Here is a 12,242-nt window from a genome sequence, read left to right as displayed (position 1 = left end):
GCCCATCGGCCGTCGCGAGTAGCTAGTTTCCAGTCGCGCTCCAGCTCAGGGTGTTGGCATGCCCGGGCAGTAACAATGGCGGCTCCGGTACCGGGCTGGACGCCGCGCGCCCGTAGCGCAGGCAAAGCCAAAGTTGACCCGAGGCGGCGGGATTTTCCGGCCAGTAGCGCAACGCCCGGGCAAGATACGCGAGGGCATCGGACCACTTTTCCTCCCGGAGCAATTCCACTGCTCGCACATGATCGGCACCGCTCGCCTCGCGCAACAAAGTCTGACGGCGATAATTTTGATAGACGGCCGCCGCGGCGAAGAGGCCCACGGCCACAAGCACTGCTACGGCAAGATACAGCGCCCGGCGCAAACGCTGGCTGCGCGCGGCGATATCACGACGGGTCAGCTCGCCGAGATCGACACGGAGAACACCGGCGATAATCTTCAACACTGCTTCGTGCAAGGTGCGTTGATAGTTTTCCTCGGACGCGCGCAGTTGTTTTTTCGTCCGCCGCCTCTCTTCGGCAAGACGCTGATCGGCTCGCTCGAGCGCCTGGCGATAAGCGGCGGCGTTCGTGAAACCTTCGCCGCCTAGACCGGGCGCGCGCAGGTCGATCCGCAACGATTCCTCAAATGGCTTCCTCCAGTCGATCGCGCAACGGTCGTCGGCGCCTCGCGCCAGCGGAACGCCGAACCGCAAGGCGAGTGGCAGACATTCCCGGTTGGGATCGCCCTCGCGACGATCCTCCCACGCGGCTATCGCACCCGGTTCGCCCGCGATCACCACGACGATGATGCGCTCCGCCAGCCCACGCTTCTTGAACTCGATGATTTCCCGCTTCACCCAAGGGCTCTGTGCGCTGCGCGGGCTGCAAAGCACGACCAGCGCATCGCTCCGCGTCAGCGCGTCTTCGATGAGCGCCGCCAGATTGCCGCCGGGCCGCAGCTCTTTCTCGTCGCGAAAGATGGGGTAGAGCGAATCGGGAAAATCCGGGTCACTTTGCCGCCTGATCCGCACGAGGTCGTGCGGCACGAGATAGCCTTCGAGCCGGTCGTGCAGCCATTGCGCCCAGTGGCGGTTCTCCTCGCGATTATCGAGGTGCCGGTAGGAAATGAAGGCGCGGTAACGGCGGACAGGCAGGCTCATGGCGTCGTCGAAGTCTCCCATTTATCCACAATCCCGCGCAGTCTCAGGTCGGTACGTTCCGCGTCGCCCGTTAGAAATAACCGCGCGATTTCCACGGCTTCCGCGTGCCGAGCGCGAGCTTCGTCGACCCGACCGCGAGCGCGCAGCAACTCGGCGTAGTTATACAAATCGACCGCGATTTCAGGATGCGCGGGACCGTGCGTCGCGCGATCCGCGATGAGGGCTGCGCGATACAGGCGCTCGGCGCGATCGAGCCGCCCCTCCTGCCAGTAAATGTGCGCGAGATTGTTTAGGCGTGTGCCAAGCCGCGAATGACGGCGCCCAAAAGCTTTGCGATCGATGGACATGGCATGACGCAAAGCGGCCCGGGCGAGCGGAAGCCGGCCGTCGAGTTGCGCGAGCCGGCCTAAATTATTCCATGTTGAAGCGACTTCGGGATGATCTTCCCCCAGTTTCGAGGTCTGGATGTCCAGCGCGCGCTGGCCAAGCGTCATCGCGCCCGCCAAGTCCCCTCGATTTCTCAGCACAAACGAAAGGTTCAAGCAGACGATGGCGACGCGTAAATGCGAGGCGCCATGCACTTCCTCGTCGATGGCGAGGGCACGGCGGAAACATTGCTCTGCTTCCTCGTCACGCCCCATGTCGGTAAGCACGAGTCCGAGATTGCTGTAACCGTCGGCAACTTCGCTGTGCTTGTCGCCGAAGGTGCGCTGGTCCTTTTCGAGCGTCTCGCGCAACAGGTTCTCCGCCTCGCTTAGCTTTCCCCGCAATCTTAAAAGCAGCGCGAGATTGTTGCAATCGCGGCCGACCGCTGGATGACCCGCGCCGAAGATGGCCGTGTCGGCTTCCAGTGATTCACGGAATGACTCTTCGGCCTCTTGAAATCGGCCCAGGTCTTGGAGCAAAAGACCGAGGTTGCTGCGAATCGTGGATGCCTCGGGATAGGCGCTTCCATGTTGCTGCTCGGTGATCGCTAACGCTTCGCGATACGCCGCTTCTGCTTCCACGAAGCGACCGAGACGCCAGAGCAGGCTGCCTCGATTGCTCAGGCCCGGAGCGAGTTTTGGACTCCCTGGTGGCAGCAGCTTCCGATCAAGCGTCACGGCTCGATCCGAGATGGCGGCCGCTTCGTCGAAGCGATTCATGCTCACGTAGAGCGCGGCAAGATTGTTCAACACGTTGGCCGCATCCGCGCTCTCGCCGAGCTGCCGCTCCTCGAAGATTGCTAGCGCCCTCTGGTAGTGCAATTCCGCTTCCGCTAGTTGATCAAGCCGCTCCGAAACGGTTCCAAGGTTCCCCTCGATACCCGCGACCTCCGCGCTACGCGGGCCGAAATGACGCGCGCGTAGTCGAAGGGCCCGCCGCATGCAGTCCGCGGATTCCACATGAACCGCCTTGCGCAGCAGCAACACCCCGAGCTGGCTCAACAGCCTGCCAGCAGGTTCAAACAGGTTTGCTTTCTCCGCCCACGAAACTGCGGATAGCACATGCGGGCGCAGTGGATCCCAAACCACCCAAGTCTGTGGATCGTGCGGATCACCGGTTGCGTAGGCATCGACGAGATGGATACAATCCGACAGCCACGCGTGTCGCTCCGCAGGCTCGGGCAATCGTGCCCGGGTGACTTCCTGCACCAAACGGTGAATTTGCACCGAGTCTTTTCCGGCCCTCTGAAGCAGCGAATAGTCCGCCAGCTCTTTCAAAGCGGGCAGCGGTTTCGACCGCGCGCTAGCCAGCCGCGCGGCGATCACCCGGGCCGCTGCCTCAGTGCGGAAAAGGCCGCGCGGCGCGGGATCGGTGGAAACCCAGCAAAGCAACCGAAGCAAGGCGCGCGCGTCATCGCCAAGCTCGGCGAAACTGGTCTCCCATGTCGTTGCCACGCTGCGCGGATAACGCATCAAATCTTCGTCGAACCACGCGCGCACCGCGGCATCCTCGCGCGCCCAGCGCTCGCGATATTCGGCAAAGCTCAGGCCGTGGAGATTAATGAAAGCGCTCGCCTGCTCGAGCGCTAGCGCCAACCCACCGAGATCGCGCGCGAGCGCGGCCACGGCCTCTCCGTCGTTCTCGGTTTCAAGTCGTGTCAGGCATTTGCCCAATAAATATGCCACCGACGCCACCTCGCTGAGCACGCCCAAGGCGAGCTTTTGCACACCCGCGTTCCAACTCGCAAGGCGGCTGGTAATGATCACCCGGCCGCCGCTCAACCGGGGCAGCACCTCGCGAACGGCGGCAGCCGCATCTGGCGAATCAGCGTTGTCGAGGATAAGCAGCCAACCCGTTTCGCGTTCGAGCCAATGAAGAACGAGTTCCAGTTGCCTCGACTCGTTGTCTTCTTCGGGTTCAGAGAGCGCGAGCGCTTCGGGCCGCGCCAGCCGGCTCAGGTTTAGCGCGAGCACTTCCGGTGTTTCAGCTGAAACGAAGAGCAACGTGGAATAGCGGTCGGCAAATGCCCACGCATATTCCACCGCCAACCGCGTCTTACCAATTCCTCCGAGCCCGTGAATCGTCTGCGCAGGCACGAGCGCCGCGGTCGCTCCCTGCACGCCGAGCTGACCGTCCAGTGCGGTCAAATCCGCCTCGCGTCCGACGAACAGCGCACCCATCGCCGCGAACGGGAGCGCGCAAACTTTGCGCGGTCGTTGCGGCGCGAGCGTAGGAAAATCGATGGCCCGGATCAGACGCTCCAGCTCCTCCAACGATCCGAAATGGTGCCAAAGACCACCGGCCATCACGCCTCCGATCGAATCGCGATGCTCGCGTTGAAGCAAACGCACTTCGTCTGGTTCAATCCAGACGGGCTGGTCGAAGGGACAGCTTTCCGACGCGAAAAACACATGACACGGCTTGCCAAGCACCCGAGCAAAATCCCATTCGAGCTGCGCGAATGAGCGACGCGGCACGTTGGCCGGCCGCTCCGCCGGTTCGCCCCCAAATTGCCAGCCGATCAAAAAGATCACCGCGTCGCTGATTTGAATCAGCTCCCACAAATGGCGACGCACGGCACGATACTCCATGGTCGCAAATGTCCCCTCATCGATGCCTTCAAGCTTCTTCTCCTCGCGAACGATCTTTGCCGCTGCATCGCGGTAGCTGCGCAAATCATGGGTTGTGGAACTGATGAAGACGCGAAATCTCCGATCCATGGTGCGAAGTTAGCGACCCAGACGGCCGCGCTCAAACTCACAATAAAACCGGCGTCTATCTCTCAAGCCCATGGTCCATTGCAGATCGAACGTTTTCACCTACGAAGGGTTTATCGCCGCTCTCGCATTTTGCGCTGATGTTCCTCTCCGCGCATTTGCTCGATATTTTTCGCACCCCGGATTACGGCGGCGGACGTGGCCGCCATCAGTCTCGTGAAGGCAGCCGCTCAATGACCCTGATCGACGATGACGGAACGGTCTTGTCGGCGCTTGTAGATGGAAAGGCGCAACTGCTTTTTGCAGGGCAACCTGCGGTCTCGCTTCCCGTGGATTCGGTCGTCCGAGCGCTGCCATCGCGCGGCGGGGAACTCGTTTTTCTACAGACAAAGGCGGGGCGCATCGTTGCGTGGGATGTTCGGAGTGGCCGCGAAGCGTGGAGCCGTGAGAGCGTTGCTGGCCATCAGACGGCCATGGACATCGCGGTGCGTCACGAACATTCGTGCAGGCAATGCTTGCGGACGATCGGACGCTGCAAATATGGAGCTCAAGCACCGGCAAGGACCTAAAATGCCTGTCGCTCGACGTTGAAGCGCATGCCTTGAGCCTTTCCCCAAACGGATCCAAGATCGCATTGGCATGCAAAGACGAGAGTATTCTGGTCTATTCGCTACCTGATCTCAACCCGCTGGTGCGTATGAACACCGGGGGCATTTTGCGTGAGTCGAATTCGGTCGCATTCTTGTCATCCGACAGACTTCTCGTCGATCATGACAGCGAGTTGCTGGAATACTGCCTGTATTTCTCGGTGTGGTTGGCGGAAGCCCAGCGGCTATTTCTCCCGGCCGAAAGGCGGTGTCCAAATGACCTCATTGGGTATTCCAGCCATCACTTCGATTCTTCGCTGGTTGGCAGGTTTTCGAGCCGCTCGATGAGGCGGACGCGGAAACGCTCGTCGGTGGCGTCGAGGCGGTTTGCGGCGGCGAGGGCGTCGAATTCCTGGCGCGCTTCGAGGAGCGCGGCGCGGGCTTCGCTCGCGCGGTTCTGAGCAAGCGCGGTTTCGCCGAGGCCGAGCAGGATGTGCGCGTGCTCGCGGTGGGCGGGGATCAGAGAGGGCAGCCGAGCGAGCACGGCGCGGCATTCGCGGCGCGCGGCCTCGTAGCGCGCAGCGGCATCATCCCAGTGGTGGGCGCTACGCTGGGTATCTCCGAGCCGGCGCTGGTAGATGACAACGCCGACGGCATACTCCGACGATCGCGGGAAGCGGCTGGTGAGGCGCTGCTGGATGGTGAGTGCCTTTTCGAGCGCAGCGACGGCGTCGTCCGGCGCTTCCGCGACGTCGGCGAGCTTTTCGTAGTTCGTGGCGAGGTCGTTTTGCAGCCCGCCATTCATCGGCTCGGCCTCGGCCAAGGTGACGAGAAGCTCGCGAGCGGCCTCGAAGGATTCGCGGGCGGACATGCGGCTGCCTTCCGCCAGCGCGAGCTCGCCCATCCACGATTCCGCGACGGCGGCCTGGCGGCGCCATGCCTTGTTCTTCGTGTCGGTGGCAAGCATCGTCCGCGCAAGATCGTGATGCTTCTCAAACCACTCGCGCGCGGCGCGGAGGTCGCCAAGGCGGTAATGGACGTAGCCGAGTTTCTCCAACGCGGCGGCGTAGAGCGCGCGGAGCGGGATGTCGTCGGGCCGCTCGCGGCCGAGGTCTTCCAGCAGCGTGTGCAGCGCGAGGAAGGCAGTCTTTGCTTCCCCAAATTTTCCGGTCTCTATGAGGTGGCCGCCAAGGCGCAGCCGCGCCAGCGCGAGCGGGTCACGGAACGCGCTTTTTGCGCCAGTGTCGGCGACCAGCTTCTTGAGGCCGACAACGCATTGCTCGTAACGCCGTTGCGCCTCATCCATCCGGCCGAGATCGGCAAGCGCGTCGCCCATCTCGCCGTGACAGGCGCTTTCGTAGCGGCGCAGTTCGGCGTTGTCCGGCTGGCGCGCGCGAAGGATCTGCAGGGCCGCGAGGCATTTTTCGTAGGCGGCGAGCGCTTCTTCCGGCTGATCGAGCTTGCGCAGGCTGTTGGCGACCCGCGCGCGGGCAAACGCTTCGTCACGTGCGCGGTCGAAGCTCGCCGGTTGCTCAGCAGCAAGCGCGGTGGCGATGCGCAGAGCTTCATCGAAACAATGCCGTGCGGTTTGCTGCCGGCCTTGCAATGCGTGAGAGTCGCCACGCTCGATCCACATCGCCACGCTTTGCTCCCGTTCGCTTGTGTGTCGGTCGGCTTCCGGAAAAACCTCATAGTAGCGCTCGGCGGCGGCAGTGGCCTTTTCCATCAGATCAGATTTTCCAAGCGGGATGAGATCGTCGCGCAAGTCGCCGAGAATCTGTCCGATCAAGCCCTCCGCCGCTGCGCGCGCCGAGCTTTCGCGGTCGCGGGCCTTTTCCGCGAGCCGCTGCTGGTGCGAAGCGTAAACGGCGGCGGCGATCGCGGCGGCGAGCAGCACTGCGAGCACGCTCACAGCTCCGGCGAGCACACGCGCGCGGCGCGTGTTCTGTTTCACGAGGTCGAAATCCTGGCGCAGCGTATCGACGAGCGCCGCGGAGGGTCCGGCCTGCAACGCCCCGGCGGGCTCGTCGATGCGCAGACGCGTCTCGCCAATGGCCGCGATCAACGGATGATCGGGGGCCGTCCTGGCAAAGAGGCCGCCGGGGTCGATGGCGATCAGACGATTTGCCGGCTTGTGTGCTTGGAAATAACACACCTCCTCCAGCACCGGCTCAGAATCGAAAATCTCCGGACTGAGAACCAGGATGAGGATGCTCGTGCGAGTCAGCGCGCGCTTGCCTTCAACCGTCCAGTGCAGGCCCTTGGCGAAATCTTTTGAATCGAGAAAGCAATGAAATTCGGGCTCGAGCTTCGCCGCGAGTTGCACAGCGTAGAGATGCGCATCCCTCCACCGATGTGAAATAAAATAGTCGAAGCCGAAGACGAAGTCGTAAAGCCGCGCGAGCGGCCTGCGGCTTGGCGGGGCGACCGCCGGTGCGCTCATCGTGGCCGGGCCTGCGCCCACCATTTTACCGCGCCAAGAGAGTCCTCGAAGAGTTGCGGGCCGAATATTCTGGGTTTCACACCGCGAGACTATAACGACCGCGGCGGAAGAACGAGCCTGGATTGCGGTCCGATTCGGCTCGCCATCTGAACGGACTGACTTCAGACTCGGGCGAGATCGTCAATCTCCTATGAGCCTGTCAGAAATCGAGCCTCTCCAGGTGATGCTCTCGAGTCGCGCCTCGGACAAGGTTACGTTCCAAGGCAAACCTCAGGAGTTGTCCGTTCTGCGGCGGGCGATCAAAGCGCAACTGGAATCTCTCAAAATCGAGCGGGTTTCGTTCTTCAAAGTGTGGATCCACGAAGACGACGCGTTCCAGCCAGGGGATGCGGACTCGTGGGAGAAATGCATGGAAAAGGCACGTGATGCCAATCTCGTGATTGTTTTGTATAACGGAGCGTGCGGTTGGGCGATGGATCGCGAGCAGTTCCGCGATCGCATAGGGATTTGCCATGGCGAGATGCATGAAGCGCTCACGCGGGCTCCCGCGAAGGTGCGCGCCGTAATGCTGCCGGAGATAAAAGCGAAGAAAAACTCTCCCGACGCGATGTTCCAAGAATATTTTCATCGACAAAACATTTTAGGTCCACAGGTCGGGACCGCCGAAGAAGCGTTGGCGGCAGTGCAAACGACAGCCCTCGCTGCTTTGCTAAGCTTAGCGCGGCAGGGTGTCGCCGAGAGCAGTAAAGGTAAGTTCTATGGTGGCGATGCGCTCTCCTGGAGCAGGCTCGATTTCAATCAGCGCCGGAAAGTGACTACCGGCACATTAGTAAATTTCCTACGAGGACGCGGCGGACGAGTTGTTCCGAGCCTGGAGAATACGATTGTCGTAAGTCTTGAAGGCGAATCGGTTGCGTTTAACTGTGATTGCATTCCGGCTTCAATGGGGGTCGCCGCGGCGCGGGAACTTGTCGGGCAGCCGTTCCTGAGAGATCACGAAATCGCGAAACAACTTCCGGCTGGAGTTGGCGGCCCCGTTCACCTAATTGCCTGCCAGAAGAGCGTCAGCGAAGGGCAGGCCCTCAGGCAATTGGGATTCCCCGATGCGGTGCTGGTCGCTGCGCCGTTCGGGATCTATGTCGCAGACGACGTGCAAAAGATCCAGATGATCTTCGTAGCGAATTGCCGAGACGAAACAACCACCCGCCACCGCGTTCAGAGATTCCTGGAATGGCTCTCGCAAGAACAAGAAGACCGTTTGCTAGCTAGGCGTGCGCTGTCGCGCCGCAAGATTAGCGACCTAATCGGACACGAAAACAACGGATGAGGCACCGCGAAACCAATCATTTGGCATAGGATATTGACGGCGATTGCATCACCAGTGGAATTCCACGAGCAGTATCCACATGCCGCCGGCGCCACTCGGTTCGAAGTTCGGCGAGTAGCTGCTCTGTTTGGATTGGGACCGGCGCGGTCTGCTCCTACGACGAAAAAGACCGAAGCCCAGCACGTGCCTGCGCAAAGTGCCGGTCGATACTTACCTTGATTACACCTTGAAAAGGCAAGTTCCGGAACAGTTCATTTCCGTGGATAGCTAACCCGCCAAATCGTTTTGTTCCCGTCCTCGCTGAACAGAAGACTGCCATCTTTGGCAATCGTGATTCCAACCGGCCGGCCCCAAACGTCTCCGTCCGGTGTGACGAACCCAGTGACGAAATCTTCATAATCGCCACGGGCTTTACCCGTTGCTTTGTCAAAAGGAACGCGAACGATTTTATAACCGGTTCGCCGGGTTCGATTGTAGGAACCATGAAAGGCCGCGAAGATGTCGCCTTTATATTCCGACGGGAATTGTGCGCCATCGTAGAAACAAAGGTTTAGAGTTGCGGAATGACTTTGAACCAAGACGTCGGGGACGAGAACTTTGCTAGCTAGTTCGGGGTGTTTCCCTTTGTGCCGTGGATCCTCGTGATTACCAATATAATACCACGGCCATCCGTAGAATCCGTCTCGCTGCACCCGGCTGATAAAGTCCGGCACAAGATCGTCACCGAGGTCATCCCTCTCATTCGCACTCATCCAAAGCTCGTTGGTATCAGGGCGGAAGGCAATTCCGACAGGGTCCCGAAGTCCCCACGCGAATACTTTCCGGTCTGTTCCATCCGGGTTGAATTCGAAAATGCGCGCCCGATCTGCTTCCTTCGCATTATCGGAAATATCCGAAAACGAACCTACCCCGACGTACATCTTTTTGCCGTCGGAGGAGAAGACGATGCAACGGGTCCAATGTCCGCCCCCAGGTAGCAATCCACCGCCTGAAAGTTCCGCGCCAAGTTTTTCAATCGGTCCCCGCGCCTTGGTATCCCCGACTCGATAAGGAAATCTAACGATCCCGTTGGTATTGGCGACATAGAGGAATTGCGGCTCAGGTCCAGGCGGATAAAAAGCAATCCCAAAGGGATCTTTCATGCCGGTATCCGCAAAAATCTCGGTCATGTCGCATTTTCCGTCGCCGTCAGTGTCCCGTAGAACTTTTACTGTATTTATGTCGCTCTCCGTGACGAAGATGTCGCCATTGGGAGCAGGCAGCAGGAATCGTGGGTAAGAGAGGCCAACCGCGAATTCCTCAATTTTGAAATTGCGCGGAACATGAAGTTGGGCGCCTGGAGGACGAGCAACGATGTGTGGACGGTTCATCGTCGGGGACGTTTCCGGAGTCGGTGACAGTTCCGTGACCGCTATCCTATGGCGAACGCCTGGAGCATCCTCGGTCCAATCGCCGCGGTGTACAGAATGATTTGGAGAAGGGCTATTTTCGAGTTTTTGGTCGATTTGAGTAGCTGGAGTACAGTCTGATATCGGCGTACTCGTCGCGTCGGCAGTTATAGTGTTTAGGTTTTCCGCGGAACCTGCTCGCCCGACGGAGATCACCAATCTCATCGTGACGACTAAAACACACACACGGGCAGAGCGGATTCTCATGGTAAGATTTCTAGAACAATGCTCGGAACTATGTACGGTTCGCATGAAATAATTTCGGTGCTGCGTTAAATCAGGGGAACGAATCATGCCGGCCAGTTGTTAAAAGATTTGCGACGATGGTCAAGGGTCATTGTTTTCTCGACACTGGGTAATCTGTCGGCGGCCGTCCGCAACACTTTCTGAACGACGTCTTGCCACGACGACCCCGCGAAAGATTCGAGCCCATCTGGACTAGTCATTTCTCCTTTTGCGGCGCAAAATGCGCAGCTGCTGTCCGGTTTTCAACCCCTAGCTTTGGATAGATTCGCTCCAAATGCTTACCCACGGTAGCAGGCGCAACTCCAAGAATTTCGGCAATTTCGCGGTTCGATTTCCCCTCGCCGAGCCAGAAAAGAACCTCGCTCTCGCGGCGGGTTAGTGAGCGATGTCTGCGATTGTGTTCACACCTGCCTGCTTCAGCGACTTCGAGCAACAATGAGATGGAATTCGAGGGACTTGGTTGTTGGCGTCTAATGAATAAGCGAGTGTTTCTACACCTTGAAATCATTGACTTTGGCCTCGTGCCGGCAAAATCGCTCTTCAGCCAGTTACAGACTTCCGGCGGGAGGCATCCCGCGCGAGCAGGCTTGCGAAAAAATCGCTTCAACCAATCCTTCGCTTCGATTTCCGCGAATTGAATCTGGCAATCGGGCTTGGCGACTACGAGCGCCCGGCGGAGTCTCTGATTCGTTTGTTTTTCGTCAGTCGCCACTCTGGGAGGTCTTCTTTCCGGAGGTGAAGCTGCTATCTCACACGAAAATTCCATTCTCTCAATCTTTTTTGTCCGGCATTTACGCTGTGTAAAAGCCAGCGACAAATGTACGGCATTCACCGTATATACATGGCTGCTCTGGGTTGATAATAATCTGCCCACGTGATTCCTCCTTCTCTGATTTTGAATCTCCCGGCCCAGAGGATAAAGGAGGTTGTTAAGGCGCAATTGAGTCCGCGATAACCTGTCAGTAACCAGCGGATATAACCACTCCCTGCCTTCGGCTGTACCCTCCATGACCATTTTCGAAACGTCGCATTGCAACCCGCGCGAACGCCAAGACAGTCCGCGAGATTCAGAGGAAAACGGGTGCCAAATTTGGAGAACGTGTTCGCATCTTCGATCGATCGTCGATCCGGATGGCGGCCTCGTGTTAGACCTTAGCACCGGTCGTTTCCATAGTCTTAATCGCACGAGCGCCGTGGTCTGGAAAGCCCTACGCGACAATCCTGAAGGCGCGGACTCCAACGAACTTTTGCGAGCCATGACGGCCGCTTTCGGACCGAATCCGGGAATGGGTGACGACCTCCATGGACTCCTCCAGGCCTTCGAACATAAAGGGCTCGTGCAGCGTTATCCAGCCAATGATGGAACCCTAGATTCGTTTCCGAGAACACCAGAGATCCGAGAGAAATCGATGGAAAAGGATGGCGCTGTTGCCAATCCACTCCAAATGCCACCCAAAACTGAATTTGATCGAGCCGGCAGCCAGGTGTGGTGGACAAGCGCAGCATGGCTAGGCTTTCTGGTCGTTAATCTGATTCTCTGGATGGGAGGATTTCCACGTCTGCACCAAGCGCTGAGCTGGCTATCTGCAACGCGGCGAATCGGCGAGCCCTCGCAAAAGAAAATCTCGACTATTTGTGGCGCGGTGAACCGAGCTGCCGCGCTTTACTTACGCAAATCATGGTGCCTGCAACGTGCGGCTGTCACTTTTTCGCTTCTTCGGCTTGCCGGCATGCCCGCGGAATTTGTAATTGGCTGTCGACGGCTGCCCTTCTATTGCCACGCCTGGATCGAGGTTCATCGATTTGTCGTTAACGACAACGCTCGTGTGAAAGGCTTGTACCCCGAGCTAGATCGGTTTTGAACAGATGAATGTCACTCGGCACGGCGGCATTTTCTTTAGGCAACGCTC

At 59.2% G+C, this 12,242-nt stretch carries 7 protein-coding genes; 3 read left to right on the top strand and 4 right to left on the bottom strand.

Annotated features, from left to right (window positions below; translation table 11 throughout):
* Nucleotides 1-22: 22 nt before the first annotated feature.
* Both VJU77_13845 and VJU77_13840 read right to left on the bottom strand, forming a co-directional pair.
* Nucleotides 23-1,138 carry a toll/interleukin-1 receptor domain-containing protein gene (locus tag VJU77_13845; GenBank protein ID HKP04431.1) on the bottom strand — a complete coding sequence of 372 codons (1,116 nt, stop codon included), beginning with the start codon at nucleotides 1,136-1,138 and terminating at the stop codon, nucleotides 23-25.
* Nucleotides 1,135-4,284, bottom strand: a complete 3,150-nt coding sequence (locus VJU77_13840) for a tetratricopeptide repeat protein (GenBank protein HKP04430.1) — start codon at nucleotides 4,282-4,284, stop codon at nucleotides 1,135-1,137. Before VJU77_13840 ends, VJU77_13845 begins: the two co-directional genes overlap by 4 nt.
* Before the next feature lie 137 nt (nucleotides 4,285-4,421).
* Between VJU77_13840 and VJU77_13835 the strand changes: the two genes are divergently transcribed.
* Entirely contained in the window at nucleotides 4,422-4,850 is a 429-nt protein-coding gene (locus tag VJU77_13835; protein HKP04429.1) for a hypothetical protein, read from the top strand.
* A 319-nt stretch (nucleotides 4,851-5,169) separates the two neighbouring features.
* On the opposite strand, the gene VJU77_13830 is transcribed toward VJU77_13835, so the two are convergent.
* Entirely contained in the window at nucleotides 5,170-7,311 is a 2,142-nt protein-coding gene (locus VJU77_13830; protein HKP04428.1) for a TIR domain-containing protein, read from the bottom strand.
* Nucleotides 7,312-7,720: 409 nt separating this feature from the next.
* Between VJU77_13830 and VJU77_13825 the strand changes: the two genes are divergently transcribed.
* Complete coding sequence (locus VJU77_13825; protein HKP04427.1) at nucleotides 7,721-8,638, top strand: hypothetical protein; 918 nt, start codon at nucleotides 7,721-7,723, stop codon at nucleotides 8,636-8,638.
* A gap of 251 nt (nucleotides 8,639-8,889) precedes the next feature.
* On the opposite strand, the gene VJU77_13820 is transcribed toward VJU77_13825, so the two are convergent.
* A complete protein-coding gene (locus tag VJU77_13820; GenBank protein HKP04426.1) occupies nucleotides 8,890-10,380 on the bottom strand; it encodes a PQQ-dependent sugar dehydrogenase in 1,491 nt (496 codons plus the stop codon).
* A 959-nt stretch (nucleotides 10,381-11,339) separates the two neighbouring features.
* Between VJU77_13820 and VJU77_13815 the strand changes: the two genes are divergently transcribed.
* Complete coding sequence (locus VJU77_13815; protein ID HKP04425.1) at nucleotides 11,340-12,194, top strand: lasso peptide biosynthesis B2 protein; 855 nt, start codon at nucleotides 11,340-11,342, stop codon at nucleotides 12,192-12,194.
* The last annotated feature ends 48 nt before the right edge of the window (nucleotides 12,195-12,242 follow it).

The organism is Chthoniobacterales bacterium, from assembly GCA_035274845.1.
GTDB lineage: Bacteria > Verrucomicrobiota > Verrucomicrobiia > Chthoniobacterales > UBA10450 > AV80.
Note: the sequence above shows the minus strand (reverse complement) of the source record. Positions and strands in the feature narration are given on the sequence as shown.